Annotated in this window: 24 protein-coding genes and 1 other RNA gene; 12 read left to right on the top strand and 13 right to left on the bottom strand. The window is 62.5% G+C overall.

The window, feature by feature from the left end; translation table 11 throughout:
* Positions 1–24 precede the first annotated feature (24 nt).
* From ACUXV1_RS01140 to rnk, 5 genes are all read left to right on the top strand, one after another.
* The gene (locus ACUXV1_RS01140) at positions 25–1,653 is read left to right on the top strand and encodes a methyl-accepting chemotaxis protein (protein WP_043590544.1); all 1,629 of its coding nucleotides are present in this window, start codon (positions 25–27) and stop codon (positions 1,651–1,653) included.
* A gap of 86 nt (positions 1,654–1,739) precedes the next feature.
* Complete coding sequence (gene dbpA, locus ACUXV1_RS01145) at positions 1,740–3,119, top strand: ATP-dependent RNA helicase DbpA (protein WP_043590708.1); 1,380 nt, start codon at positions 1,740–1,742, stop codon at positions 3,117–3,119.
* Positions 3,120–3,185: 66 nt separating this feature from the next.
* Positions 3,186–4,013 (top strand): type I methionyl aminopeptidase, encoded by an 828-nt coding sequence (gene map / locus ACUXV1_RS01150; RefSeq protein ID WP_254894682.1) that lies wholly within the window; start codon positions 3,186–3,188, stop codon positions 4,011–4,013.
* Between the two features lie 156 nt (positions 4,014–4,169).
* On the top strand, positions 4,170–5,027 hold the full coding sequence (locus ACUXV1_RS01155) for a flagellin N-terminal helical domain-containing protein (RefSeq protein WP_446014313.1): 858 nt from the start codon (positions 4,170–4,172) through the stop codon (positions 5,025–5,027).
* Between the two features lie 311 nt (positions 5,028–5,338).
* Positions 5,339–5,743 (top strand): nucleoside diphosphate kinase regulator, encoded by a 405-nt coding sequence (gene rnk / locus ACUXV1_RS01160; protein WP_043590541.1) that lies wholly within the window; start codon positions 5,339–5,341, stop codon positions 5,741–5,743.
* 60 nt (positions 5,744–5,803) lie between these two features.
* Here rnk and ACUXV1_RS01165 read toward each other — a convergent pair whose 3' ends face one another.
* From ACUXV1_RS01165 to dnaB, 3 genes are all read right to left on the bottom strand, one after another.
* Positions 5,804–6,412: an alpha/beta hydrolase gene (locus ACUXV1_RS01165; RefSeq protein WP_446014312.1), complete on the bottom strand. Its 609-nt coding sequence runs from the start codon at positions 6,410–6,412 to the stop codon at positions 5,804–5,806.
* The gene (locus tag ACUXV1_RS01170) at positions 6,412–6,720 is read right to left on the bottom strand and encodes a (2Fe-2S) ferredoxin domain-containing protein (RefSeq protein ID WP_043590538.1); all 309 of its coding nucleotides are present in this window, start codon (positions 6,718–6,720) and stop codon (positions 6,412–6,414) included. Before ACUXV1_RS01170 ends, ACUXV1_RS01165 begins: the two co-directional genes overlap by 1 nt.
* Positions 6,721–6,884: 164 nt before the next feature.
* On the bottom strand, positions 6,885–8,294 hold the full coding sequence (gene dnaB / locus ACUXV1_RS01175) for a replicative DNA helicase (protein WP_043590536.1): 1,410 nt from the start codon (positions 8,292–8,294) through the stop codon (positions 6,885–6,887).
* A gap of 157 nt (positions 8,295–8,451) precedes the next feature.
* Here dnaB and ACUXV1_RS01180 point away from each other — a divergent pair, with 157 nt between their 5' ends.
* Positions 8,452–8,742, top strand: a complete 291-nt coding sequence (locus tag ACUXV1_RS01180) for a nuclear transport factor 2 family protein (RefSeq protein WP_446014311.1) — start codon at positions 8,452–8,454, stop codon at positions 8,740–8,742.
* Between the two features lie 168 nt (positions 8,743–8,910).
* On the opposite strand, the gene ACUXV1_RS01185 is transcribed toward ACUXV1_RS01180, so the two are convergent.
* A complete protein-coding gene (locus tag ACUXV1_RS01185) occupies positions 8,911–10,083 on the bottom strand; it encodes an NAD(P)/FAD-dependent oxidoreductase (RefSeq protein ID WP_043590534.1) in 1,173 nt (390 codons plus the stop codon).
* Positions 10,084–10,201: 118 nt separating this feature from the next.
* Between ACUXV1_RS01185 and ACUXV1_RS01190 the strand changes: the two genes are divergently transcribed.
* Complete coding sequence (locus ACUXV1_RS01190) at positions 10,202–10,786, top strand: superoxide dismutase (protein WP_019100123.1); 585 nt, start codon at positions 10,202–10,204, stop codon at positions 10,784–10,786.
* A gap of 59 nt (positions 10,787–10,845) precedes the next feature.
* On the opposite strand, the gene ACUXV1_RS01195 is transcribed toward ACUXV1_RS01190, so the two are convergent.
* From ACUXV1_RS01195 to ACUXV1_RS01205, 3 genes are read right to left on the bottom strand one after another with little or no spacing between them, the layout of a single operon-like run.
* Complete coding sequence (locus tag ACUXV1_RS01195) at positions 10,846–12,459, bottom strand: GMC family oxidoreductase (protein ID WP_325097011.1); 1,614 nt, start codon at positions 12,457–12,459, stop codon at positions 10,846–10,848.
* Entirely contained in the window at positions 12,456–12,980 is a 525-nt protein-coding gene (locus tag ACUXV1_RS01200) for a hypothetical protein (protein ID WP_019100125.1), read from the bottom strand. Before ACUXV1_RS01200 ends, ACUXV1_RS01195 begins: the two co-directional genes overlap by 4 nt.
* 1 nt (position 12,981) lies before the next feature.
* On the bottom strand, positions 12,982–14,409 hold the full coding sequence (locus tag ACUXV1_RS01205; RefSeq protein WP_118267819.1) for a coniferyl aldehyde dehydrogenase: 1,428 nt from the start codon (positions 14,407–14,409) through the stop codon (positions 12,982–12,984).
* A 102-nt stretch (positions 14,410–14,511) separates the two neighbouring features.
* Here ACUXV1_RS01205 and ACUXV1_RS01210 point away from each other — a divergent pair, with 102 nt between their 5' ends.
* Both ACUXV1_RS01210 and ACUXV1_RS01215 read left to right on the top strand, forming a co-directional pair.
* Positions 14,512–15,696 (top strand): vWA domain-containing protein, encoded by a 1,185-nt coding sequence (locus ACUXV1_RS01210; protein WP_446014310.1) that lies wholly within the window; start codon positions 14,512–14,514, stop codon positions 15,694–15,696.
* 158 nt (positions 15,697–15,854) lie between these two features.
* Positions 15,855–15,989 carry a hypothetical protein gene (locus ACUXV1_RS01215; RefSeq protein ID WP_019100128.1) on the top strand — a complete coding sequence of 45 codons (135 nt, stop codon included), beginning with the start codon at positions 15,855–15,857 and terminating at the stop codon, positions 15,987–15,989.
* A gap of 76 nt (positions 15,990–16,065) precedes the next feature.
* On the opposite strand, the gene ACUXV1_RS01220 is transcribed toward ACUXV1_RS01215, so the two are convergent.
* The 4 genes from ACUXV1_RS01220 to ACUXV1_RS01235 all read right to left on the bottom strand — a co-directional run bounded on the left by ACUXV1_RS01220 (position 16,066) and on the right by ACUXV1_RS01235 (position 21,656).
* Positions 16,066–18,972: a DNA translocase FtsK gene (locus ACUXV1_RS01220; protein ID WP_446014309.1), complete on the bottom strand. Its 2,907-nt coding sequence runs from the start codon at positions 18,970–18,972 to the stop codon at positions 16,066–16,068.
* 190 nt (positions 18,973–19,162) lie between these two features.
* On the bottom strand, positions 19,163–19,510 hold the full coding sequence (locus ACUXV1_RS01225) for a hypothetical protein (protein WP_043631470.1): 348 nt from the start codon (positions 19,508–19,510) through the stop codon (positions 19,163–19,165).
* A 223-nt stretch (positions 19,511–19,733) separates the two neighbouring features.
* Positions 19,734–20,360 (bottom strand): YbhB/YbcL family Raf kinase inhibitor-like protein, encoded by a 627-nt coding sequence (locus ACUXV1_RS01230; RefSeq protein ID WP_446014308.1) that lies wholly within the window; start codon positions 20,358–20,360, stop codon positions 19,734–19,736.
* A gap of 96 nt (positions 20,361–20,456) precedes the next feature.
* The gene (locus ACUXV1_RS01235; protein ID WP_275888035.1) at positions 20,457–21,656 is read right to left on the bottom strand and encodes an amino acid aminotransferase; all 1,200 of its coding nucleotides are present in this window, start codon (positions 21,654–21,656) and stop codon (positions 20,457–20,459) included.
* Between the two features lie 222 nt (positions 21,657–21,878).
* Between ACUXV1_RS01235 and ACUXV1_RS01240 the strand changes: the two genes are divergently transcribed.
* A complete protein-coding gene (locus ACUXV1_RS01240; RefSeq protein WP_043631460.1) occupies positions 21,879–22,157 on the top strand; it encodes a hypothetical protein in 279 nt (92 codons plus the stop codon).
* Positions 22,158–22,375: 218 nt separating this feature from the next.
* Here the strand turns inward: ACUXV1_RS01240 and ACUXV1_RS01245 are convergent, their stop codons facing one another.
* Positions 22,376–23,764, bottom strand: coding sequence for a sodium-dependent transporter (locus tag ACUXV1_RS01245; RefSeq protein ID WP_052051967.1), 1,389 nt, complete (start codon positions 23,762–23,764; stop codon positions 22,376–22,378).
* A 185-nt stretch (positions 23,765–23,949) separates the two neighbouring features.
* A complete protein-coding gene (gene argE, locus ACUXV1_RS01250) occupies positions 23,950–25,122 on the bottom strand; it encodes an acetylornithine deacetylase (RefSeq protein ID WP_446014307.1) in 1,173 nt (390 codons plus the stop codon).
* Positions 25,123–25,281: 159 nt separating this feature from the next.
* Between argE and ffs the strand changes: the two genes are divergently transcribed.
* Both ffs and ACUXV1_RS01260 read left to right on the top strand, forming a co-directional pair.
* An RNA gene (gene ffs, locus ACUXV1_RS01255) (signal recognition particle sRNA small type) lies at positions 25,282–25,380 on the top strand.
* Between the two features lie 271 nt (positions 25,381–25,651).
* The gene (locus tag ACUXV1_RS01260) at positions 25,652–25,975 is read left to right on the top strand and encodes a helix-turn-helix domain-containing protein (RefSeq protein WP_019100137.1); all 324 of its coding nucleotides are present in this window, start codon (positions 25,652–25,654) and stop codon (positions 25,973–25,975) included.
* Positions 25,976–26,016: the final 41 nt, after the last annotated feature.

Genomic DNA, 26,016 nt, shown 5'->3' on the forward strand with positions numbered 1-26,016 from the left:
AACGGACCCGCCGTCCGCACACGCATGCGCAAATTTTCCGATTGGCCGATCTGGCTGAAACTGACCATGGCGGTATGGTGCTGCCTGGTCCTGGCCTGGAGCGGGCTGATTGCCTGGGAAACCAGCGTCAGCCGCGACATCGCGGTGGAGCAGGCGCAAGACCTGGCCCACAGCATGAACGAAATGACCATGGCCGGACTCACCGGCATGATGATTACCGGCACCGTGGGCCAGCGCGACGTTTTTCTGGACCAAATCAAGGAACTCTCCGCGGTGCGCGACCTGCGCGTGATACGCGGCCCGGCCGTCAGCAAGCAGTTCGGTCCCGGCAACGCCGGCGACAAGAGTCTGAGCGGCGACACGGTGGAACAACAGGCCTTGCGCGACGGCAAGCCCCATATCCAGATCGAATCCACCCCGGCGCTGGGCGAGCACCTGCGCGTGGTTTACCCTGCGTTGGCGTCGCGCAACTACTTGGGCAAGAACTGCATGATGTGCCACCAGGTGGCGGACAAGACGCCGCTGGGCGTGGTCAGCATGCGCATCTCACTGGAAAAACCCTACGCCTCCGTCAGCCGTTTTCGCGATCAAAGCATTCTGTTCGCCATCCTGGCCTCGCTCCCCCTGATGGCGGTGGTGTTCCTGCTGGCTCGCCGCCTCGTCACCCGGCCGCTGCAAGCGATGTCGACCGGCCTCGCGGAGCTGGCTCAGGGCGAAGGCGATCTCACGCGGCGGCTGCCGGTGCGCAGCCGCGACGAAATCGGCGATACCGCGCAACGCTTCAACCAGATGCTGGCCGCCATCGCGGAGCTGGTGCGCCATGTAGGCGCTTCCGCCGGCGCGGTGTCGCAGTCCTCGCGCCAGTTGGCCGACGGCGCCGCCCACCTGGCGGAAAGTTCTCACAGGCAAAACCGTCAATCCCAATCCGCAGCCGACGCGGTGGAGCAACTGGCCAGCCATATCGGTGAAATCGCCGGCAAGGCGGAGGATGTCAGCGCCGAGGCCGACCAGAGCCTGCAACGCTCCGAGGACGGCCGCTCCAGCCTCTGCCAGCTTCAACGCGAAATCAGCCAAGTGGAGCAAGCGGTGCGGTTGATGGCTCAGGCGGAAACCGAACTGGCCAGCTCCACCTCCAGCATCACCAATATGACCAAGGAAGTGCGCGAAATCGCCGAACAGACCAATCTGCTGGCGCTGAACGCGGCGATTGAGGCCGCGCGCGCCGGCGAGCAAGGCCGCGGTTTCGCGGTGGTCGCCGACGAGGTGCGCAAGCTGGCGGAGAAATCGGCCCGTTCCGCCAGCGAGATCGACGCAGTGACCGGCGCGCTGAACCAGAAAACCGACGCGGTGCGCGCCGCGGTCAACGCCGGCCTGTCCTCGCTGACCGCCAGCCGCCAGTCCGCCGACAGTGTGTCCAGCGTGCTGGACGCGGCCAACCAGTCCGTAGCCGAGGTGCGTCAGGGCCTGCGCCAGATCGTCGCCGTCACCGAACAACAGCGAGCCGCCAGCCAATCCGTGACCGGCAGCATCGACGCCATCGCGGAGATGGCTCAAACCAACGACCAAGAAATCGGGCAAACCGTGAACGCCGCCGAGCAACTGGAGCAATTGGCGCAGCGGCTGACGGAATCGGTATCGCGCTTCACAGTCTGAACGGCGCCGGCGGCGGACATCCGATTTGGCCGTTGGCCGCCGGCCTGTTACACTCGCAGCCCGATACCGTAATACGCCAAGTCATTGTGAAAAAAGCCGCTTTCTCTATCCTGCCCCTGCCCGCCGCCCTATTGTCCAATCTGGACAGCCTGGGCTACCACAGCATGACCGCCATCCAGGCCGCCAGCCTGCCGGCGATCCTGGACGGCCAAGACCTGATCGCGCAGGCCAAGACCGGCAGCGGCAAAACAGCGGCTTTTGGGCTGGGCATCCTAGCGCGACTGAATCCGCGCTGGTTTGGCGTGCAGGCACTAGTGCTCTGCCCTACCCGCGAACTGGCCGACCAAGTGGCGCAGGAAATCCGTCGGCTGGCGCGCAGCATAGACAATGTCAAAGTAGTGACCCTGACCGGCGGCAGCCCGATGGGGCCGCAGATCGGCTCGCTGGAGCATGGCGCCCACATCGTGGTGGGCACGCCTGGCCGGCTGCAGGACCACCTGTTCCGCGGCTCGCTGAATCTGTCCGGCGTCGGCACCCTGGTGCTGGACGAGGCCGACCGCATGGTGGACATGGGCTTCATCGAGGAAATCGTCGGCATCGTCCGCGCCTGCCCGCGCCAGCGCCAAACCTTGATGTTCTCCGCCACCTACCCGGAAGACATCCGCAAGATCAGCGCGCAATTCATGCGCCGCCCGCAGGAAATCCAGGTGGAGTCGCTGCACGGGGGCGAACGCATCGAACAATGGTTCTACAAGATCAAGCCGGAACAGCGGCTGGAAACCGTCACCACTATTCTGCAACACCTGCGTCCGACTTCCGCGCTGGCCTTCTGCAACACCAAGGAACGCTGCAAGGAGCTGGTTCGCGACTTGCAGGCCCGCGGCTTCAGCGCGCTGGCGCTGTACGGCGACCTGGAGCAGCGCGAACGCGACCAGATCCTGCTGCGCTTCGCCAACAAGAGCGCCACCGTGCTGGTGGCCACCGACGTGGCCGCGCGCGGCCTGGACATCAAGGAACTGGACCTGGTAATCAACGTCGACGTCACCCACGACCCGGAAATCCACATCCATCGCATCGGCCGCACCGGCCGCGGCGAGTCGATGGGCCTGGCGCTGACCTTGGCCGCCGACAACGACGACAAGCGGCTGGCGCTGATTGAAAGCTATCAGCAGGCGCCGCTGACCTGGGCCAAGCTGGACCAACTGACCCCGGCCCCTGGCGGTCCACTCCTGCCGCCCATGGTCACGCTGGAGATCGCCGGCGGCAAGCGTGAAAAGCTGCGCCCCGGCGACATCCTCGGCGCGCTGACCGGCGACGCCGGCTTTGCCGGCGCCCAGATAGGCAAGATCAACATCTTTGAATTCGCCAGCTTCGTGGCGCTGGACCGCGCCATCGCCGAGCAAGCGCTGGAGCGCTTGTCCGCCTGCAAGATCAAGGGCAAGCAGTTCAAGATGCGTCTGATTTGAACGCCAACGCGCCCCCGGCCCGACAAGCACTGCCGGGCCGGGGGCGTTTTTGCTAGAATACGTCTCATTAGCCGCAGACACGCACATCACCAGAATCCCATGAGCATCCAACTAAAAACCGCCCAAGACATCGAAAAGATGCGGATTGCCGGCCGCCTGGCGTCGGAAGTCCTCGACTACATCACCCCCTTCATCAAGCCCGGCGTCACCACCGAAGCCATCGACAAGCTCTGCCACGACTACATCGTCAATGTGCAGGGCGCGATCCCGGCGCCGCTGAACTACGCGCCGGACGGCCACAATCCGTATCCCAAATCGGTATGCACCTCGGTCAACCACGTGATTTGCCATGGCATCCCGAACGACAAGCCCCTGAAAAGCGGCGACATCATGAATCTGGACGTCACCGTGATCAAGGACGGCTACCACGGCGACACCAGCCGCATGTACCACGTGGGCAACGTCAGCGAACATGCCCGCCGCCTGTCCCGCGTCACCTATGAATGCATGTGGCGCGGCATCGACAAGGTCAAGCCGGGCGCCACGCTGGGCGACATCGGCTACGCCATCCAGCAGCACGCGGAAAACTCCGGTTACAGCGTGGTGCAGGAATTCTGCGGCCACGGCATCGGCACAAAATTCCACGAAGAACCGCAAGTACTGCACTACGGCCGCCCCGGCACCGGTCTGGAATTGCAGGCCGGCATGATCTTCACCATCGAGCCGATGATCAACCAGGGCAAACGCCACCTGCGCATGCTGGGCGATGGTTGGACCGTGGTCACCAAGGACCGCAGCCTGTCGGCGCAGTGGGAACATACCGTGCTGGTCACCGACAGCGGCTACGAAATCCTGACTCAGTCCGCCGGCACGCCGCCCAAGCCCGGCAAATAAAAGAAATGCTCAATCATCAGCCCGGCGCCGCCGGGCTTTTTAACGCCCATGCCCGCGCCATCGGACGCGAAGCGAATTTACCCGAAACCCGGCTTGCCCTGCCCCGCGCGGTTTCTTAAACTGAAGAAGTGAAACCACATCCAGCGGGAGCCGGCCATGGCACTGACCATCAATAGCAATCTGAGCGCGCTGCAGGGGCAGAACCAGCTGAACCAGACCCAGAAAGCCAAAGACAAGCTGCTGGCCCAACTCTCGGCCGGTAAAACCACCGACAACGCCGCCAACAACCCGGCCAACGCCGCCATCTCGGAAGCGTTGCTAGCCCAGATCAACGGCAACAATCAAGCGATCAACAACGCCAACGACGGCATCTCGCTGGCTCAGACCGCCGACGGCGCTCTCAACCAGCTGCAAAGCAATACCCAGCAAATCCAAGAGCTGGCGATTCAGGCCGGCAACGGCGCGCTCAGCGCCAGCAATCGCCAGGCGTTGCAGCAGCAAGTCGACCAACTGACCCAGGCCAATTCCGCCATTGTGCAAAGCACCGAATTCAACGGCACCCCTTTGCTGAACAGCAACGCCACCACCACCTTTCAGGTGGGCCCCAACGGCAGCGCGGACAACCAAGTGAACATATCCGGCGTCAATCTGGCCGCCGCGCCGGCCAGCGGCGGCTTGAACAGCTACAACGCCAATCTGAACGCCACCGGCACCATAGACATCAGCACCCAGGCCGGCGCGCTGGCCGCGCAGCAAAGCACCAACACCGATCTGAACACCTTGGCCAATACCCGCAGCACCCTGGGCTCGATCAGCAACCGTTTCGAGGCCAGCATCAACAACCTGCAAACCGCCTCGGCCAACACCGCCGCCGCCAATAGCCGTATCAGCGACACCGACTTCGCCGCCGCCACGGCGCAACTGGCCGCCAAGCAGATACTGGGCCAGACCGGCCTCGCCGCCCAGGCACAGGCCAATATCGGCCCCCGCGCGGCGCTGTCGCTGCTGGGCTGAACGCTTAGAGCCTGTTTTCGATCTCGCGAGCAAGAGCGAGACCAGGCGGAAATGGCTGCAAAAGCGGAATGCACACACGGCACATGAGCATTTTGAAGAGGGTTTCAACGCCCTATCGCCGAGATGCAGCAGATTGCAAACAGGTTATTACGCCGCATTACAAGCCCGGCCCAAAGCCCAGTATTCCTGGCGATTGAGCCGCCAAGCCTTGTTACACGCGGTTACAAGCGATATCATTGGCACACACGCTTTTCGCGCACTAAATCATCGGGCACCCTGCGGTGCCCTTTGTCTATCTGAAGGAGTTGCATATGTCGACAAGCCCGGCCATCACGGTGTCCTCTTTGGACTATGAGCGCCTCGCCGCGCTGCTGGAGGATTGCGAGAGCGGCCACCCCACCGCGGCCGCGCTGGAAGCCGAGCTGGAGCGCGCCGATGTGGTGGAGCCCTCCGCCATGCCCGCCGGCATCATCACCATGAACAGCTGCGCGCGGGTCAAGCTGGACGACGCCCAGGAAAAAACCCTGACCCTGGTCTACCCCCGCGAAGCGGACAGCGAACAGGGCAAGATCTCGGTGCTGGCGCCCATTGGCGCCGCCTTGCTGGGTCTGTCCGTTGGCCAAAGCATCGACTGGCCAACGCCGGCCGGCAGCATCCGCCTGAAGGTGCTGGAAGTCACCTACCAGCCAGAAGCCGCGGGCGAACTGCACCGCTGATAAAAAAAACCGGCCATCGCATGGATGACCGGTTTTTTTGCGCCGGAGTCAGGCGACGCCTTACCAGCAGCGTTGAATCGTTTGCGCCAGCTGCACCAGCCGGCCATGGAAGAAATGGCCCGCACCGGGAAACACCACGACCGGCAAGCCTTGCGGCCGGGCCCAACCCATCACCGCAGCCAGCGGAATCACCTCATCCTCCCCACCGTGAATCACCAGCGTGTCGGCCGGCACCTCCGGCGTAGGCGTCTCGTACTTACCCACCGCCACGCCCATCAGCAGTAATTTATCCGCCTCAATGCGCGCGCGGGTGCGCGCGGCGACAAAGCCGCCAAAGGAAAAACCCGCCAAGGCCAAGGGAAGGTCGCCCTGCTCGCGGCGAGCATGATCCACCACCGCAATGACATCCTCCACTTCGCCGATACCGTAATCGTGCTGCCCTTCGCTATCGCCCACGCCGCGCAGATTCGGGCAATAGCAGACATAGCCCAGCTGCGACAAGGCCTTGGCCGCGGTCTGCACCACCTTGTTGGTGTTGGTGCCGCCCTGCAGCGGGTTAGGATGGCAGATGACAGCGACACCGCGCGTCTCACCCTGTGCAGCCACCACTATGGTTTCCAGGCCCCCGGCCGGACCGGCCACCACTTGCTTGTTCATTGCCTTCAACATCAGATCTTCAACCTTTCCACCACGCGCCCGCCCACCATATGCTCGGCGACAATTTCGTCGATGTCTTCCTTATCGACGAAGGTGTACCAAGTTTCTTCCGGGTACACCACCATCACCGGGCCGTCGTCGCAACGCCCAAGACAGCCGGCCTTGTTGACGCGGATCTTGCCCTCGCCGGCCAGGCCCAGCGCCTTGACCTTGTCCTTCATGTAGCCCAGCAGTTCGCTGGAACCATGATTGTTGCAGCAATCCTCGCAGCCGGCGCGCTGATTGCAGCAAATGAATACATGCTTGTCGAAAAAGCTCATCAGTATCTCTCGTGAACAGATTCTTAGAGCCTGTTTACGATCTCGCGGGCAAGGGCGAGACAAGGCGAAAACGGCTGAGAAAGCGGAGTGTACACGCGGTACATGAGCAATTCGAAGCGGTTTTCAACGCTGTATCGCCGACGCGCGGCAGATCGTACAGGTTCTTAGGAGTCGCTATCGGCCCAGCCGCTAACCCCCAAGGTAGCGGCATTGTCAAACTTGGCGTACTTGCCGACAAAGGCCAGCCGCACCGCGCCGGTAGGGCCGTTACGGTGCTTTCCGATGATGGCCTCCGCCAAGCCCTTCACTTCCTGATTCTCAGGGTTGTAATACTCTTCCCGGTACATGAAGACGATCAAGTCGGCATCCTGCTCGATGGCGCCGGATTCCCGCAAGTCCGACATCATTGGCCGCTTGTTGGGGCGCTGCTCCACCGCACGAGACAGCTGGGACAGCGCGATCACCGGCACCTGCAGCTCCTTGGCCAGGCCTTTCAGGCCACGCGAAATCTCGCCCAGCTCGGCGGTACGGTTGTCGCCGCGGCCCGAGCCCGACATCAGCTGCAAGTAGTCGATCACGATCAAGCCCAGTTTGCCGCCGTGCTGGCGCGCCAGACGACGCGCGCGGGCACGCACTTCCAGCGCGGTCAGCGCCGCGGTTTCGTCGATGTACATCGGCGCCTCGGACAGCTTGCCTATCGCGTAAGTCAGCTTCTGCCAGTCGTCGTCGCCCAGTTTGCCGGTGCGCAGCGTATGCTGATCCAGCCGCCCCACCGAACCCAGCATACGCATCACCAGCTGCGCGCCGCCCATCTCCATCGAGAACACCGCCACCGGCAGATGCTGCTCCACCGCCACGTGCTCGGCGATATTCATCGAGAACGCGGTCTTGCCCATGGACGGACGACCGGCGACGATGATCAGATCGCCCGCTTGCAGGCCCGAGGTCTTGGCATCCAAATCGATGAAGCCGGTGGGCACGCCGGTGACCTCGTCCGGGTTCTCTCGGCTATAGAGCATGTCGATACGCTCCACCACCTCTTTCAACAGGCCAGGCATCTCCAGAAAGCCCTGCTTGGCCTTGGCGGTGGATTCGGCAATCTGAAACACCTTGCCCTCGGCTTCGTCCAGCAGCTGGGAGGCGTCGCGCCCCATCGGCGCGTAGGCGGCCTCGGCGATCTCAGTGCCCACCTGCGCCAGCTGGCGCATGATGGAGCGTTCGCGCACGATCTCTGCGTAGCGGCGGATATTGGCGGCGGACGGCGTGTTTTGCGCCAGCGTGGCCAGATAGGACAGGCCGCCGATATTGCCCAGCTCGCCGTTCTTGTCCAGGCTTTCGGAAACGGTGACCACGTCGGCCGGACGCGCCAGTTCCACCAGCTTGGCCACATGTTTGTAGATCAACCGGTGGTCATGGCGATAAAAGTCCGCCTCGGACACTACGTCGGCGATCTTGTCCCAGGCGCTGTTGTCCAGCAACAAGCCGCCCAGCACCGATTGCTCGGCTTCAATCGAATGAGGCGGCGTGCGAATCGCCGCCATCTCGCTGTCAAAATTCTCGTACGATTCAGTCATGTAGACTCGGAGTGATGGCGCGGACTAGCCGCGCGAATAAAGCAAGCCTGGATCAGGCAAAAACCGGATTTTAACCCGAAACCGTCGCTGGCTGAGCATGCGTTGACAAGCCCCCCGCGCGGCCCCAGCATCGAAAGCTCATTCCACAGGAGCAATCATGACGCCCGCCGCCCTCGTCCAACAGCAACTCGACGCCTACAACCAACGCCAGCTGGAAGGCTTTCTCGCCGTGTACGCCGACGACGTGACGGTGTACCGGCTGCCCGGCGCGGAGCCCAGCCTGCGCGGCAAAGCCGCTCTGGGCGACTTCTACGCCACCCAACGCTTCACCCTGCCCGGCTTGCACGCGGAGCTGGTCAAACGCATCGAGTTCGGCAACAAGGTGATCGACCACGAACGCGTCAGCGGCGTTGCCGAGCAGCCCTTCGGAGGTGGCGGCCGTTTATGAAATCATTGACGGCAAGATCCAGAACGTGTGGTTTCTGGCGGCGGACTAAGAACCTGTTTACGATCCGCTGCGCGTCGGCGATACGGCGTTGAAAACTGCTTCGAAATGCTCATGTACCGTAGGCAAGTCGGCGCAGCGCAGCATCAGGGGTTTATCAGCCACTCTAAGTCAGCAATGCATCCCGGCCACATAGCCCGACGACCAGGCCCACTGGAAATTGTAGCCGCCCAGCCAGCCGGTGACATCGACGACTTCGCCAATGAAGAACAGGCCGGGCACCGCGTTGGCCATCATGGTCTTGGACGACAAGGCTTTGGTAGACACCCCGCCCAGCGTTACCTCGGCCTTTTTGTAGCCCTGAGTGCCGTTAGGCTTGACGCGCCAGCCGTGCAACCGCTCCGCCAACTGCAGGCGCTGCTTGGGCGATAAATCCTTCAGCCGCTTATTGCATCCCTCGCGCTCCAGCCAGGCCTCGGCGAAGCGCTTGGGCCAGCCGAACTCGGCCAGCGCGTTGGAAATCAATTGCTCGCTGCCGGCCTTTTGTTCCAGCCAAGAGGCCGCGTCCGCATCCGGCAGCAAATCCAGCTCAAGGGTCATGCCAGGCTGCCAATAAGACGACACTTGCAGGATGGCCGGCCCGGACACGCCCTTGTGAGTGAACAACACGTTCTCGCGGAAACGACCCTTGCCGGCCCGCGCCTCCACCTCCAGCGACACGCCGGCCAGCGGCGCGAACGCTTCCGCATCCTCCACGTGGAAGGTCAGCGGCACCAGGGCCGGCGTCAGAGGCGTCAGTTCCAGGCCGAACTGCTCGGCCAGCTGGTAGCCGAACGGCGTCGCGCCGATCTGCGGAATCGACAAACCGCCGGTGGCCACCACCAGCGAGGCCGCTCGGAAACAGCCGGCGCCGGTGTCCAAGACGAAGCCGTCCGCTTCTCGACTCACTTTCAGAATCTGCGTTTCCATGCGTCTGTCCACCCCGCCCAGCCGACACTCTTCGTCCAGCATCGCGATGATGCGCTCACTGCCGTCGTCACAGAACAGCTGCCCCAGCTTCTTCTCGTGATAGCCGATACCGTGGCGCTCCACCATGGCGATGAAATCCTGAGGCGTGTACTGCGCCAGCGCCGAGCGGCAGAAATGGGGATTGGCGGACAGATAACAGTCGAAACGGGCGTGGAGATTAGTGAAATTGCAGCGGCCGCCGCCGGAAATGCGAATCTTCTCCGCCAGCTTGCGCGCGTGGTCCAGCAACAATACGCGCCGGCCGCGCTGGCCGGCCGTGGCCGCGCACATCAGGCCGGCGGCGCCGGCCCCGATGACAATAACATCATACTGCAATGGCGTTCATCCTTACTTTACTTTTTTAGTCAACTATTGGCGACCAACGGCTTAATCCAGTAAACTTGCGGCTAAAGCATCCGCTTATGCGGCTTACTTTCTCAACAAGGAGAGCATAATGGAACACAAACTGCCGGAACTGCCGTACGCGCTGGACGCGCTTGCCCCGCACATTTCCAAGGAAACCCTGGAATTCCACTACGGCAAGCATCATCAGACCTACATCACCAACCTGAACAACCTGATCAAGGGCACCGAGTTCGAAAACGCCTCCCTGGAAGAGATCGTGAAGAAATCCTCCGGCGGCATCTTCAACAACGCGGCCCAGGTATGGAACCACACCTTTTACTGGCTGGGCTTCGCCCCCAACGCCGGCGAAGAGCGCAAGCCCACCGGCGCGCTGGCCGACGCCATCAACGCCAAATGGGGTTCCTACGACGAATTCAAGAAGGCCTTCACCCAAACCGCCATTGGCACTTTCGGCTCCGGCTGGGCCTGGCTGGTGAAGAACACCGACGGCTCGCTGGACCTGGTATCCACCAGCAACGCCGCCACCCCGCTGACCACCGACAAGAAGCCGCTGCTGACCTGTGATGTGTGGGAGCACGCGTATTATATCGATTACCGCAACAGCCGCCCGAACTATATGGACAGCTTCTGGAAGCTGGTGAACTGGGACTTCGTCGCCAAAAACTTCGCCTGATTCGCCGCTGCCTGGCAGCGACCTGCAAAAAGGGACCTCGCGGTCCCTTTTTTCTTGCCTCAGCCCCCCGCACCCCGCATGCGTTGCAATAGCGCCGCCACTGAACGCAGCGCGAAAGCGTAAACGGACAACTGCGGATTGGCGCCGACGCTGCTGGGAAACACGGAGCCGTCCACCACGGTCAGATTGCCCAGCTGCCAATGCCGTCCCCACTCGTCCACCACCCCGGAATCCGCGTCGCCCGACATCGCCAGCCCACCCATCACATGAGCGCTGACCACCTTGGCCAGCAAGGGCTTGAGCGCCAGCCCCGCTATCGTTGTCCTAGCCTCGCTCCAGCTACGGGCCAGGCCGGCCTGCTCGTGCACCGTCAGCACCTGCCGCGCGCCGGCCGCGAACTGAATCTCGGCCATGCTCAACCAGGCACGGCGCGCGCCCTCCCACACCACCTCGTTCAAGGGGTAGTCCAGCTCCGGCGAACCGTCGCCGCGCAAACGCACCTGGCCGCCGCGGCTTTCCGAGTGGAAACCATCCCGCAACAAGGCCAGCGTCGCGTGCAGATGCGGCAAGCGACGCAGCAAAGCCGACTGCGCCGCGCCGAAACCCGGGAAAGTGATGCTGGCCAGCAAGGGATGGATGGGCGGCACTTCCAGCTTGTATCCCAAAGGGCCGTCCAAAGCGTGCTCATGCATGAAGTGGTCGCTGTACACCGTCTGCGGCGCGCCGTTGAACGGCTCTACCGGCTCAGGCATCAGCGCCGCGGACAGCAGCACGGGGTGTAGAAAGGTCCGTGTCCCGGTATGACCTCCGGGATCGATCAGGCCGCTGCGCAGCAGGATGGCCGGCGAACCGATGGCGCCGGCGGCCAGCACCACCTGAGCCGCCGTCACCTTGAAACGGCGTCCGGTTTCGCTCACCCCGTCCGCCGCCAGAAAGCGTCCTTCCAGCCCCTCCAGCCGAGTCCTGCCGGCATTGGCGCGCAAGCGGTCAACCCGCGCGCGGCTGATCAGCCTGGCGCCGTGTTCCAGCGCGGCGGGTATCGCCGTCACCAGCATCGACTGTTTGGCGTTGGTGGGACAGCCCATGCCGCAATAGCCCAGATTCCAGCAACCGCGCACATTGCGGCGGATGCGCTTGTAGGCAATGCCCAAAGCCTCGCAACCGCGGGCCAGCACCGCGTTATTGGGATTCGGATCCGGCAGCCAGTCGGCGATGCCCAGCCTCGCCTCGGCCTGCTCGAACCACGGCCGCATCGTCTCCTCGCTGACGCCGCCCAGCCGGTGCCGCTCCCGCCACCAGTTCAAGGTGTCCGGCGGCGTGCGGAAGGAGCTGGTCCAGTTCACCACAGTGCTCCCCCCAACAGCTTTTCCCTGCAAGATGGAAATCCCCTTGTCCGCTGTTTTACGACAGGCGGACTCCTGATACAGCTCAGGATAGGCCTTGGCTTCCAGCAGGCGGAAGTCTCGCGAGCTGTACAAACCACCTTCTTCCAGTAGCAATACATCCAGCCCGGCCGCGGCCAATTGCTCGGCCGCCATGCCCCCGCCGGCCCCGCTGCCGACAATCACGACATCCGCCCGCAGTTCCAGATCAGGCAAGGTCGCGCCGTCCTGCGCCTTCCAGCCCGCGGCGACGCCGGCCGCCACCGGGTCGGGTATCGTCGCGCGGCTCACGGCAGCATCTCCATCACCGCCGCCGGCTGCCGATAGCCCAGTGCCGGCCAGCTAGCCGGATTGCCGTACCAGGCCGCGTTCAGCAATTGGTGCAAGGCCTGGTAACCACTACGCAACAAGGGAAACGCGCTGCCTCGCCAGCGCTGCAGAAAGGCGGCGACGTCCTCCGCCGACGCTTGCCTCCACGGCGTGGCCACGCCGGCGATCCAGCGCCGTCCCCAAGGGTTGCCAAGCAGGTCCAGCAACTGACGCAGCTCAGCCCGCATGGCGGGCGGCAAGCCGGCCACCGCGCGATCCACCCCGCGCACCACGTCCTCTGGCGGTGCGACGCCCGGGCCCAAGACGGCCGGGGCGATCGCCGCCAACAACTGCGCGTCCAGCGGCGTCAGAGCGCGTAATTTCAAGGACGCGACCCAACCCTCCGCCGGGCCTTCCGGCTGCGGCGAGGCCAGCAAGGTGGCCAGCGCCAAAGCCACGGCGCCGCCTAGACCGGTTTTGAGCAACTGACGACGGCTCGGCATCTCAGCGCAACATCCATTTCAACAACCTCTCCACGCCGGCCCCGTAAGGCGCGCGCGTCAAGGCGGTGCCGGCCCAGCGGCTTTGCCGGAACACCGGCTTGAGCTTGGAAAACGCCATGAAGCCCTCCTTGGCGTGGCAATGCCCCATGCCGGACGGACCGACCCCACCGAAAGGCAGGTCCTCCTGCACCACCTGCAGAGCGATATCGTTGATCGCCACCCCGCCCGATACGGTTTCGCGCAAGGTCTTCTCGATGCGCAGCGCATCGTTGTCGAATAAATACAAGGCCAGCGGCCGCGGCCGCGCGTTGACGTAGGCCAACGCCTCGTCGAACTTGTCGTAACTCAGTACCGGCAGAATCGGCCCGAAAATCTCCTCCCGCAGCAGGGTCGCGTCCTGCGGGCAGCCCAGCACCAGGGTGAGCGGGAATTTGCGGCTGGGCCGCCAGTCTTCCGCCGCCGGGTTAATCTGCTCCACCTCGGCACCGGCCGCGCTCGCCTCTTCCAGCCATTGCAGCAGACGCTGGCAATGGCGCTCGTTGATGATGGCGCTGTAATCGGGATTGTCCGCCAAACTTGGGTACGCCCGGCGCGCCGCGCGGCGCAACTCTTCCAGCAAGGCCTCTCGGTCCTTGTCGTTGACCAGCACATAGTCCGGCGCCACGCAGGTCTGGCCGGCGTTCAACATCTTTCCGGCGACGATGGCCTCCGCCGCGTGGCGTAAATCGGCGCCCCTGGCGACGATCACCGGCGATTTTCCGCCCAGCTCCAGCGTCACCGGCGTCAGGTTCTCCGCCGCCGCGCGCATCACGTGACGGCCCACCGAAGTCGAGCCGGTAAAGAACAAATGGTCGAATGGCAGCCGGGTGAAATCCTGCGCCAGTTGGGCGTCTCCATTGACCACAGCGATTACATCAGGCCCCAGATAGCGCTCGGTCAGGCGCTGCAGCAGCGCGCCGGTGGCCGGCGTGTATTCCGACATCTTCACCATGACCCGGTTGCCCGCCGCCAACGCGGACACCACCGGCCCTAGCGCCAAGAACAAGGGATAGTTCCATGGCACCACCACGCCGATGACGCCCAAGGGCTGCGGCATCACGCTATTGCCGGCCGGCTGGAACCACAGCGACACTCCGCGTCGCTCCGGCCGCATCCAGCGGCGCAGCCGTCGGCGCGCGTAACGTATGGCCTCCAGCGAGGGGAACAACTCGGCCAGCCTGGTTTCCACCGCGCTGCGATGACCAAAGTCTTGACTGATCGCGTCGACGAAAGCCTGGCGGTTCTCCTGCAACATGCTCTCCAGGCATTTGAGCCAATCCTGGCGAAGCTCCAGCGGCGGAAACGCGGAGGTCCGACTGAGGCGATGCAGGCGGGAAAACTCCGCTTGCAGAAGATCATCCCGGCAAATGGGCATGGCGGCGGCATTCATTGTATTATCCCTAGGATAGCAGTATCCGAACGATTGTTTAGAGCCGTAGCTCTAAAACAAGAATATCATCGCCCACCCACGCTGTCACCCTCTTGCCGCGCCATGTTGATTGATTTTTTTTACGCCCTGCGCGACGCCGGCCTGCCGGTCACGCTGAAAGAATTCCTCACCTTGCTGGAAGCGTTGCAAAAGCGCGTCGCCTTTGGCGACGTGGACGCGTTCTACTATCTGGCGCGCACCACGCTCATCAAGGATGAAAAACACTTCGACCGCTTCGACCAGGTGTTCGGCAAGCATTTCAAAGACCTGTCGCAGACACTGGACGAGCTGAAAACAGGCATTCCGGAGGACTGGCTGCGCAAACAGGTGGAAAAGCACTTGTCAGAAGAAGACAAGCGCCGGCTGGAAATGCTGGGCTGGGAGCAATTGATGGACACCCTGCGCCAGCGGCTGCAAGAACAGCAGGAGCGACACCAGGGCGGCAATAAATGGATAGGCACCGGCGGCACCAGCCCCTTCGGCGCCTTCGGCTACAATCCAGCCGGCATTCGCATCGGTCAGCACGAATCGCGCCATCGTCGCGCGGTGAAGGTATGGGATCAACGCGAATTCCGCAATTTCGACGACTCGGTCGAACTGGGCACCCGCAATCTCAAGATCGCGCTGCGCCGGCTGCGCGAATTCGCCCGCGACGGCGCAGAGGAAGTGCTGGATCTGGACGCCACCATCGCCGCCACCGCCGGCAAGGCCGGCATGTTGGACCTGCGCATGCAGCGCGAGCTGCGCAACGCGGTCAAAGTACTGGTGCTGTTCGACATCGGCGGCTCGATGGACGATCACGTCAAGGCCTGCGAGGAGCTGTTCTCGGCGGTGAAGTCCGAGTTCAAGCATCTGGAGTATTTCTATTTCCACAACTGCGTCTACGAAGCCGTGTGGAAGGACAACGCCCGCCGCCACACCCAGACCTTCCCCACTTGGGACTTGATCCACACTTTCGGCTCCGATTACAAGCTGATCATCGTCGGCGACGCCACCATGAGCCCTTATGAAATCAGCTACCCCGGCGGCAGCGTCGAACACATGAACCAGGAAGCCGGCGAAATCTGGCTGCGCCGCCTGCTCGGCCACTTCAAACACGCCGCCTGGCTCAACCCGGTGCCGGAGGCGCACTGGGAGTACACCCAGTCGCTGCACATGCTGCGTCAGCTGATGTCCGGGCGCATGTACGGGCTGACACTGCAGGGCATTGATCAGGCCATGCGCGCGCTAAAGCGCAGCGCGCCTTGAATTTTAACTTTCCGACACAAATTATTACTTGAGCTTGCGGCGGCTTGTGTTCCAGAATGAAATCACAGGGGGCCGCCATAGACGAGTTTGCTTCCAGGCTTGTTCGCCGGCAATCGTCATCATCAATACTTCGTACTCAAGCCTCGGGGAGCCATGCCATGGAAATTTTGCTTTTATTCGCCCTCATCGCCGCTGTGGTCGTCGTCGCCAAGATGTTGAGCGGCCCGGTGGAAGACCAGGACCAACTGGCTCCGATCCGCATCCGCAACGATCAGGACCAGCGCCGTCGCTGACCCCCGCCCAAAGCAGAAGAAAGGAAAAAGCGCGCCGCAACCGGCGCGCTTTTTCATTATGATCGCACGGAGATTTTCACAGCTCGCGCTGCGGCACCAGCACCGTCCGGTTGCCGTTGCTTTCCATCGGGCTGACGATGCCCGCGGCCTCCATTTCCTCAATCAGGCGCGCTGCGCGGTTATAACCTATGCGCAGGTGGCGCTGCACAGAGGAAATCGACGGCTTGCGAGTGCGCATCACGATTTCAACCGCCTCGTCGTACAACGGATCACTCTCGCTGGCCGCCTGCGCCTTCGCCGTGGCGGCGGCTGACTCCTCCTCCGCCTCGCTCTCGCCGGTCAGCAACCCTTCCACATAATCCGGCTCGCCAAACTGCTTCAGATGCTCGACGACGGCATGCACTTCGTCGTCGGTGACGAAGGCGCCGTGCACGCGCTGCGGGTAGCCGGTGCCCGGCGGCAGGAACAGCATATCGCCCTGACCCAGCAAGCTTTCCGCCCCCATCTGATCCAGAATGGTGCGGCTGTCCACCTTGCTGGACACTTGGAAGGCGATCCGCGTCGGGATATTGGCCTTGATCAGGCCGGTGATCACATCCACCGACGGCCGCTGAGTCGCCAGGATCAAGTGGATGCCGGCCGCGCGCGCCTTCTGCGCCAAACGCGCGATCAACTCCTCGATCTTCTTGCCGGCCACCATCATCAAGTCGGCGAACTCGTCCACCACCACCACAATGAAGGGCAGCGCCTCCAAGGGCTCCGGCGTTTCCGGCGTCAAGCTGAACGGATTGCTGATGCGCTGACCCACGGCCTCGGCCTCGCGCACCTTGTCGTTGTAGCCGGCCAGATTACGCACACCCAGCGCGCTCATCAGCCGGTAACGGCGCTCCATCTCGCCCACGCACCAATTCAGCGCGTTGGCGGCCAGTTTCATATCAGTCACCACGGGCGCCAGCAAGTGAGGGATGTCGTTGTACACCGACAGCTCCAGCATTTTGGGATCTATCATGATGAAACGCACTTCGTCCGGCCGCGCCTTGTAAAGCATGGACAGAATCATGGCGTTGACGCCCACCGATTTGCCCGAGCCGGTGGTGCCGGCCACCAGTAGATGCGGCGCCTTGGCCAAGTCCATCGCCACCGGTTGGCCGGTAATGTCCTTTCCCAGCGCCAGAGTCAGACGCGATCGCGGTTGCTGGAATACCTCGGAGGAGAATATCTCGGACAAGCGGATCATCTGACGCTTGGGATTGGGCAGCTCCAAACCCATGCAAGTCTTGCCGGGTATGGTTTCCACTACCCGGATCGCCGCCAGGCCCAGCGCGCGCGACAAATCTTTCATTAGATTGACCACTTGGTTGCCGCGCACGCCTACCGCCGGCTCCACTTCGTAGCGGGTGATCACTGGGCCGGCGTAGGCGTCCACCACGCTGACCTTGACCTTGAACTCGGCCAGTTTCTCCTCGATGACGATGCCGCGTTCCAGCAGTTCCTCTTCCGAGCAAGTCACCGTCGCCTCGTCCGCCGGGCGTAGCAAATCCAGCCCCGGCAAGCCGTAATCATCGTATACCGGCCGCGGCTTGGGCGGCGCCGGCTCGGCCGCCAGCTCCACCTGCTGCTGCGCCTGTTGCGCCCAACTGCCGGACTCAGGTGCTGCGTCGCAAGGCAGCGCCTTCTCCGCCGGCGCCTCATCCGGCGCCGCGGCGACGGGGGGCTCGATCAAAACCCAAGGCAGTGGCTTGGCGGCCAGTTGCTGCGCCGCGGCAGCCACCGACGGCGGCTCCGCCGGCACGCTCTCGCGCTGTACCACGGCCGGCTTTTCTTCGTCCTGCACCAGTACCGAACGGGTCTGCGGCCAGCGCCACGGCGCCGGCTCGGCAGCGCGCGGCGCATCCGCCTCGGCAAAAACCGGATCTGGCGTCCTTGCGGCCACGACAGCCGGCGGCGGCTCGGGTGGGGGCGTCTGCACCTCGGCCAAAACAGCGGTGTCGGGCGTCGTAGGCCTTGGCGCGGGCAAATCCACCACAGCGGCGACTTCAGGCCCCGGCCGCGCGTCGAACACGGGTTCGACAAACGCCTCTGGCTCCGGGCGCGTCGCATCCGGCGCGCTCGCAGCCGCCTCAAGTTCCACAGACATCTCTGCAAGCATGTCGGGCATCTCGACAGCGGCGACGACTTCCGGCTCGGCCGGCGGCGCTGACGGCCTCGCTGGCGCCAACCAGCCGTGTTGAGCCGGCCGCGCGCTGGCTGGCAACTCATGCCGCACCACCGGGGGCGGCACGATTTGCGGCTCCGCCTCTTCCTGCGGCTTGACAGTCAGCGGACGGATGGCTGCCGGAAGGGATGCGGCCATGCTTTTGCCGCGCTTGGAATGAATATGGCGCAACTGCTCGCGCACCTCGCTGGGCTCAATCATCGGCAAGGCGGACGCGCCCTGCTCCTTGATGCTCTGCGTCAGTACCCGGGAGGCCTGACGGCGGCGATAGTCCGACTGCAAATTATGCTGCAGCTCATGCAAGCCAATCACTGGCAGTTCCTTGGCCTGCGGCTGATCCGCCGACGGCTGCCGCACGCGCTTGCGATATTCTCGAGACAGTTCCAGCGTAGGCAACTCAGGCTTGGCTTGAGGCGGCGCAGTCTGTCGTTTCGGCAACACGATGGTTTCACGCTCGGGCATGGCCAAAGGCGCTTCACGCTCCGGGGAAGGCTGCGGCGCGGCGGGTCTTGCCGGCTCCGGCTCGGCGGCGGGAGCCGCTTCGCGGGACGCCGCCGGTTCGGTTCGCTGCCCGGTTCGGGACTCCGCTGCGCTCAATCCGGCGTCGGCCTCTTCAGCGAAGTAGTCCGGCTCATGGCGCTCCGACGGCGACATGCCCAACAAGCGATCCAGCTTTTGGGTCCATTCGGACAAGACGACACGGCCGGTATACACCAGCCAAGCCAGCGCACCTAGCATCAACAGCAGCACACACAGCACAAACCACACAGTTCACAACCTCTGACGATGTCGAAAATTAACGGCCGAGCCCAAATCCAATGTCGGCCCGACTGCGGCGATTGTACCGTTTTTTATAGTGTTCGCGGCAGGCGCTCGTAGACGATGAATGCCCGTAAGTGAAAAAAATTAAGCCGCAGCGTGACGCGGCGGCTTAATTCCTGCTGACGGCGAAATCGGGCTAGGCGGCCAGTTGCAAGTACCCCTGCAGTTGGCCGTTGGCCAATAGGCGGCGCAGATGGCTGCCCGGCGTCGGTCCGGCGTAGGCGACGCCGGCCTGTTTGCAACGCAAAACCTGCCCAGTGGCCAAAGTCACAAGCTCCATTTCCAAGACCCAGGCTTGAACATCGTCCACGCCTTCAACCTCCGGCTCCAGCGTTGCGGTCAGGCGATAACGGCCATCGCCCGAATTCACATCCAACAAACCCATCAGCCCCAGATTGTTGCGCACATCGGCATCGTCCGCGTCAAAAGCCCCCGTCGCCAACACGGCGGCCGGCAGCTTGTCTTTAACAGTGTTTGCAACCATGACAGTTAATCCCCTTTGATGTTGTTATCGTTTGCCGCTTTTGGCCGGCCGCGGTTCAAAGCGCCGCATGGACGCGGCCGCCTAAGCAAATCAGCCGCGGAGACGGTAAACGCCGCAACATCATGCTGCATTTCATTGGCTCACTGCAATCCCTTGCCAGAAGCCTCTGCGTTGGGAGAGAGACAAACTGTCCTTTTTGCCACTTACTTACATTGCGGAACGGTTACGGCAAACGCGGATTCAGCGTATAGCGCCCGGTCAGGCTTGCCGATGCGAGCACATGGCCGTCGATGGCCGCCATGATGTTGGCCGGCGTCAGCGCCCCGGCCACCGGCAGGCTGGCCACGTCCAAAGCGTATACGGTGAAGACGTAGCGATGCTCCAGGCTGTCGTTCCACGGCGGGCAGGGACCATCGTAACCGTAATAGTCCCCCGCCATCGCCGCATCCCCGGCGAACCAGCCGGTGTAGTCATTGACGCCGTGACGCAAACCGCCCGGGGCTCCCGGGCCGCTCTTGCCGCGCGCGACCACACCCGCGCTGTGGCCGCCCTCGGCGATCTCGTTCTGTCCTGCGGGGATATCCAATAGCAGCCAGTGGTAGAAGTCCACTCGCGGCAGATCCGCCGGCACCTCCCTCCCCTCCTGATTGACGTCGTCTCCGCGCGACGGCACGTCCGGATCATGGCAGACCAACGCATACGAGCGCGTCCCCGCCGGCGCCCCGCTCCAGGTCAGATGCGGGTTGAGGTTGTCGGACAGCGCCACATGGCTGCCCGCGTCCGGCACGCAGAAGGCCAGGCGGCCCGGAATGCGTTCCCCGTCTTGAAAGCTGCGGCTGTGCAATTGCATGAATCTGCTCCTTGACTACGGCCGGCGATCGGCCGATTGAAAAAAAGCCCCGACAGGCGGGGCTTTGGCGATGCTTGATAACAAAACCGGCCAGGCTTAGCCCGCTTTCACCACCTGAGCGATGGCGGAAGCCACATAGGCCAGGTTCTTGCTGTTCAACGCCGCCAGGCAGATGCGGCCGGTGGATACGGCGTAGATGCCGAAGTCGGCGCGCAGGCGCTCCACCTGAGCCGCGCTCAGGCCGGTATAAGAGAACATGCCGCGCTGCTGGGCGACAAAGGAGAAGTCCTGAGCCACGCCTTCGGCCTTGATCGCCTCGACCAAGCCAACGCGCATCGCGCGAATGCGATCGCGCATGCCGGCCAGCTCGTCTTCCCACAGCTGGCGCAGTTCCGGATTGGACAGCACCGCGGCCACCACCGCGCCGCCGTGAATCGGCGGGTTGGAATAGTTGGTGCGGATCACACGCTTCAGTTGGGACAGCACGCGCGCGGACTCTTCCTTGCCGGCGGTGACGATGGACAAAGCGCCCACGCGCTCGCCATACAACGAGAAGCTCTTGGAGAAGGAGCTGGACACGAAGAACTGCAGGCCGGAGGCCGAGAACAGGCGCACGGCCACGGCGTCGGCGTCGATGCCGTCGGCAAAGCCCTGGTAGGCCATATCCAGGAAGGGAACCAGGCCGCGTTCGCGGCAAACTTGCACCACCTCGGCCCATTGCGCGTCAGACAGGTCGGCGCCGGTGGGGTTGTGGCAGCAGGCGTGCAGCACAATCACGGAACCGGCCGGCAGCTGCGCGAGGAAAGCGCGCATGCCGTCGAAATCGACGCCGCGGGTGGCCGCGTCGTAATACGGGTAGTTTTCCACTTCGAAGCCAGCGGACTCAAACAGCGCGCGGTGGTTTTCCCAGCTCGGGTTGCTGATGTAGACCTTGGCCGCCGGATTCAGGCGCTTCAGAAAGTCCGCGCCGATTTTCAAGGCGCCTGTGCCGCCCAAGGCCTGAGCGGTCACCACCTGCCCTGCCTTGATCAACTCGCTGTCCGCGCCGAACAACAGGTTCTGCACCGCGCTGTCGTAAGCCTGAGCGCCTTCGATCGGCTGGTAGCCGCGCGGCGGCATGGTTTCAAGACGAGCCTTCTCCGCGGCCTTCACCGCCGCCAGCAGCGGGATCTTGCCGTTGTCGTCGGAATACACGCCGACGCCCAGATTCACCTTAGTGGTGCGGGTATCGGCGTTGAATGCTTCGTTCAGGCCCAGGATAGGGTCGCGCGGCGCCAGTTCTACGGCGGAGAAGATCGAAGAGGTCATGCAAGGCTCCATTACTTTACGCAACAACCGGCCAAAAGCGCGCGCCCTGGCCGGCTGGACAAGAAAAACCGGATGGCCACAGTCTAACATGGAGAGCCGTTCTCCGGGCCGCCATCCGTCGCCGCAGCGTTTTGACAGCGCGACGCCCGGCCATTACCCTGACATTAGCCACCCAAGCATTCCGTTGCGGCAGCCACAGGAGCATGACTCATGAAAAAAGGCATCTTGCTGTTCTGGCCCTCCTTCATCATCGCCATCTTGGCGACTGGGGTATTCTTTTCCATTTTCGACCCTGCCGAGCTCAGTCTGCACGGCAAAATCCTCTTCAACGACAAGCTCTCGGCCTACTCGGTGTTTTTCCTGATTAGCTGGGCCTTCGGCGCGCTCAACACCAGCATTGTGCTGCTACTGGAAAAAAACGCCCGAGAAATAAATGGCTTCACGCCTCCGCCAGTGGTGATACCGGAAGACGACGTCGCCCAGCCCTGACCGCTTGCGCAAAAATAAAAAAGGAGCCTGTTGGCTCCTTTTTTATTTGCGTTCCGCTCAGCATCCGAGGCGCGCCTGAGCCGCGGCTCAGAACGAGCCTGCGATCTCGCGAGCTAAGGCGAAAAGACTGAGAAAGCGAATGCACACGTGGCACATGAGCATTTCGAAGCCGGTTTCAACGCCGCATCGTTGACGCGCAACAGATCGCAAACAGGTTCTCAGATCACGCCCAGGCCCTTGAGCATCACCACCAGAATCAACAGCGGCGACACATAGCGCAACACGAAGAACAGCGCCTTCAACAAGCCCTCGTTCTTCAGCTCGCCCTCATTGCTCAACGCCTGCTTCAACCGTTCGAAACCCCATACCCAGCCAACGAACAGGCAAAGGAAGATGCCGCCCAAAGGCATCAGCAGGTTAGAAGTCACAAAGTCGAACAGATCAAACAAGGTCATGCCGAAAGGCTTGAAGCCGGACAGCGTGCTGTTGGACAAGGCGCAGCCCGCCCCCACCAAGGCCAACAGCAGCAAATTGATCACGGTGGCCTTGACTCGGCTGATGCCGAAGCGTTCGCTGAAAACCGATACCGGCACCTCCAGGATGGACAGCATCGCGCCGGTGGCCGCGATCGCGGCCAGCACGAAGAAGGCCACCATGAACACATTGCCCAGCGGCATGCTGGCGAACACCGCCGGAATTGTGATGAACAACAGCGACGGCCCGGCCGCCGGCTCGAAGCCGAAAGCGAACACGGCGGGGAAAATGGCGATGCCGGCCAGAATGGAAACAAACAAATCCGCGCACATCACCCTGAATGTGGTGACGGGGATATTTTGATCATCGCGAAAATAACTGCCATAGGTGATCATGGTGCCCATGCCAATGGACAGCTTGAAGAAGGCCAAGCCCACGGCGGTTAGCACCACCGCGCCGCTGATCTTGGAAAAATCGGGGGTAAACAGGAAGTCCAACCCTTTGGCCGCGCCGGGCAGCATCAGGCTGCGCGCGCCGATCACCAACAACAGCAGGAACAACAAGGGCATCAGCTTCTTGGTCACCGCCTCAATGCCTTTGGACACGCCCATCAGCAGAATGCCGCCGATCAACAGCAAAACCAGCCATTGCCACAGCAAGGACTGCAACGGATCGGAAATCAGCGCGCTGAACGCCTGCGAAGTGGCCTTGGGGTCGCTGGACAACAAGCCTCCGCCCAAGGATTTGAACACGTAGGCGAACACCCAGGCCGCCACTTCCGAATAGAAAGCCATAATCAGGAAGGCGGCCAGCACGCCGAAGGCGCTGATCAGCCACCACGGCTGGCCGGCGGGCGCCAGCGTCTTCATCGCCGTCACCGCATCGGTCTTGGCTTTGCGACCCAGCATGATCTCGGCGATCATCACCGGCAGGCCCACCAGCAATGTGGCCAGCACGTACACCACCAAAAAACCGGCGCCGCCATTGGTGCCGGTCAGATAAGGAAACTTCCAGATATTGCCGAGACCCACGGCGGAACCGAGAGTCGCAGCCAATACGCCAAAGCTGGAGGTGAAGCCGTCTCGCGACTTGGCCGCGCCTCCCTGCCGCACAGATCCCACGTTCTGACTCATTTATTTTTTCTTTCTGACAACCGCCGCGCCAACGCCCACAGCCCCTTTGGACCGGACGTTGAGCGGCTTCTAACGCCACCATAAAACAAGCCCGCCTAAGGGATCCCCCTGGCGGGCAACTTGAGTGTTCGGCTTGTCGCCGGCAGCGATTTTGCTGCTATTCGGCCATCAGCGCAAAAAAATCTTCATGGTTTTTGCGCCAGCTCATCCCCTAAACGCCGCAACCAGGCCACGCACCGCTCCAGTTGTTCAATCTCGATGTATTCATCGGGCCGGTGAGCCTGTTCGATGTTGCCAGGCCCCAGCACCACGCAGGCGATGCCGGCCTCGCTGAACAGGCCCGCCTCGGTGGTGTAGGCAACGCCCTTGCCGCCGTCGCAGCCGCACAAGCGCGCCACGGTACGGCGCACCTCGCTGTTTTCCGACGACTCGAAGGCCGGGCTGTACACCACCTGCTCAATCTCTATCTCCGCCTCCGGCGCCACCTCCCTCATCTCCAACAGCAAGGTGGCCGCGTAGTCACGGACAGAGCTGACAAAACGCTCAGGTCCGTCGCCCGGCAGCCAGCGGCACTCGAACATGAACTCGCAATCCTTGGGCACGATATTGCAAGCGGTGCCGCCATGGATGGTGCCGGTCTGCAAGGTGGTGAACGGCACATCATATAAGGCCTGGCGATGACCAAACGAAGCCTCCGCGTCGGCCAGCTTGCGAATATGGGTAATCAGCCGCGCCGCGAACTCGATAGCGTTGACGCCTTGCGGCGTTAGGGAGGAATGCGCCGCGCGTCCTCGGACCTTGCACAGAAAATGGGCGATGCCTTTGTGCGCGATCACCGGCTGCATGCTGGTGGGCTCGCCGACGATGCAGCCGGACACCTTCACTCCGTCCGCCGCTAATCGGTCTATCAGACGCCCCACGCCCAGGCAGCCGACTTCCTCGTCGTACGACAGCGCGATGCCTATGCCCTGCCTTAAACTTCCGCGCTGGGCCAGCTCGACGAACCAGGGCGCCAGCGACAGGACGCAGGCGATGAAGCCCTTCATGTCGGCGGATCCGCGGCCATACAGCCGCCCTTCTCCTTTGTCAGTCAAAACGAAGGGATCGCTGCTCCAGACCTGGCCATCCACCGGCACCACGTCGCTATGGCCGGACAAGACCACCAACGGCGTTCCGGGCGCGCCGATGCGGGCAAACAGATTGGCCTTGCCGCCATCGTCGTTAAAAGTCAACGTCGACTCCACGCCCAGTTTCAGCAGATAAGCGCGCACCCATTCGATCAGCTGCAAATTGGAATGCCGGCTGGTAGTGTCGAAGCGGACCAGTTCCGCCAACAGTTCTTGCGCTGATTGCGTCATTACACACTCCCACGCTTGCCGCGGTATTTGAGATAGATGCCGCCCAGTCTGCCTGCGCGGCCAAGCTTCGGCAACCAACGCCGCCCCAGCCCCAGCGACAAAAACGCACGTCGCGCTTGGCAAAACGACTGCTTATCGTTAGAATGCGTCTTCTCTTGAGGCGGGTCTCCCCGCATTGCGCGATAGCGAACCTGGTCAGGTCCGGAAGGAAGCAGCCACAGTTATTTAGCGCAAGTGCCGGGGGTCAGGCTCGCCGCCCCTCCCCTTTTTTTCAGTCTCAAACGCCAAAACGCTTTACAAAAAAGCGACCACACAGTATCTTTTCGCGTCTCGCCCTTCAAATCCCATTGTCCTTGACAATAAGAATCCACTAACATTGCAAAAAACGAAGTTGGCACTTAACGGAACTTCATGAACTTTTTTGCATCAGAATTATTCCTGATGGATTTTTTTTGCTATTTTTAGGGTGCAGGGCACGAAACCTAAAAAATATTAGAACCAATATTCTTTGATACTGAGAGGAACACTCATGAAACTGTTTGAAAAGATCCCCAACCCGCGTGAAATCCGCCGCAAGCTCGGCCTGAACCAGCAAGAGTTCTGGAGCCGCATCGGCGTAACCCAGTCCGGCGGTTCCCGTTACGAGAGCGGCCGCAACATGCCCAAGCCGGTGCGCGAACTGTTGCGCCTGGTTCACGTTGAGCAGATCGACTTGTCCAAGGTTCGCCGCGAAGACTTCGAAATCGTCGAGTACCTGAAGGAAACCCACCCGGACCTGTACAAGAGCCTGCGCAAAGCGGTTCGCACCAAGCTGGAAGCTCAGGACGGCAGCGTGGAAGCCACCGCTGCTTGACCCTCTTCCGCGAGGAAAGCCAGCCCGCAGCAATGCCGGCT

The organism is Chromobacterium sp. W521, assembly GCF_052805975.1.

What these genes read in the sequence shown, in the direction of transcription:
- ACUXV1_RS01170 (WP_043590538.1), bottom strand. Translation starts at nt 6,720, where the DNA reads ATGAGCTTTTTCGACAAGCATGTATTCATTTGCTGCAATCAGCGCGCC.
- ACUXV1_RS01180 (WP_446014311.1), top strand. Translation starts at nt 8,452, where the DNA reads ATGACGCCCGCCGCCCTCGTCCAACAGCAACTCGACGCCTACAACCAA.
- rnk (WP_043590541.1), top strand. Translation starts at nt 5,339, where the DNA reads ATGTCGACAAGCCCGGCCATCACGGTGTCCTCTTTGGACTATGAGCGC.
- ACUXV1_RS01165 (WP_446014312.1), bottom strand. Translation starts at nt 6,412, where the DNA reads ATGTTGAAGGCAATGAACAAGCAAGTGGTGGCCGGTCCGGCCGGGGGC.
- ACUXV1_RS01205 (WP_118267819.1), bottom strand. Translation starts at nt 14,409, where the DNA reads ATGAATGCCGCCGCCATGCCCATTTGCCGGGATGATCTTCTGCAAGCG.
- argE (WP_446014307.1), bottom strand. Translation starts at nt 25,122, where the DNA reads ATGACGCAATCAGCGCAAGAACTGTTGGCGGAACTGGTCCGCTTCGAC.
- ACUXV1_RS01155 (WP_446014313.1), top strand. Translation starts at nt 4,170, where the DNA reads ATGGCACTGACCATCAATAGCAATCTGAGCGCGCTGCAGGGGCAGAAC.
- ACUXV1_RS01260 (WP_019100137.1), top strand. Translation starts at nt 25,652, where the DNA reads ATGAAACTGTTTGAAAAGATCCCCAACCCGCGTGAAATCCGCCGCAAG.
- ACUXV1_RS01200 (WP_019100125.1), bottom strand. Translation starts at nt 12,980, where the DNA reads ATGCCGAGCCGTCGTCAGTTGCTCAAAACCGGTCTAGGCGGCGCCGTG.
- ACUXV1_RS01240 (WP_043631460.1), top strand. Translation starts at nt 21,879, where the DNA reads ATGAAAAAAGGCATCTTGCTGTTCTGGCCCTCCTTCATCATCGCCATC.
- ACUXV1_RS01140 (WP_043590544.1), top strand. Translation starts at nt 25, where the DNA reads ATGCGCAAATTTTCCGATTGGCCGATCTGGCTGAAACTGACCATGGCG.
- ACUXV1_RS01245 (WP_052051967.1), bottom strand. Translation starts at nt 23,764, where the DNA reads ATGAGTCAGAACGTGGGATCTGTGCGGCAGGGAGGCGCGGCCAAGTCG.
- ACUXV1_RS01190 (WP_019100123.1), top strand. Translation starts at nt 10,202, where the DNA reads ATGGAACACAAACTGCCGGAACTGCCGTACGCGCTGGACGCGCTTGCC.
- ACUXV1_RS01225 (WP_043631470.1), bottom strand. Translation starts at nt 19,510, where the DNA reads ATGGTTGCAAACACTGTTAAAGACAAGCTGCCGGCCGCCGTGTTGGCG.
- dnaB (WP_043590536.1), bottom strand. Translation starts at nt 8,294, where the DNA reads ATGACTGAATCGTACGAGAATTTTGACAGCGAGATGGCGGCGATTCGC.
- ACUXV1_RS01215 (WP_019100128.1), top strand. Translation starts at nt 15,855, where the DNA reads ATGGAAATTTTGCTTTTATTCGCCCTCATCGCCGCTGTGGTCGTCGTC.
- ACUXV1_RS01230 (WP_446014308.1), bottom strand. Translation starts at nt 20,360, where the DNA reads ATGCAATTGCACAGCCGCAGCTTTCAAGACGGGGAACGCATTCCGGGC.
- ACUXV1_RS01210 (WP_446014310.1), top strand. Translation starts at nt 14,512, where the DNA reads ATGTTGATTGATTTTTTTTACGCCCTGCGCGACGCCGGCCTGCCGGTC.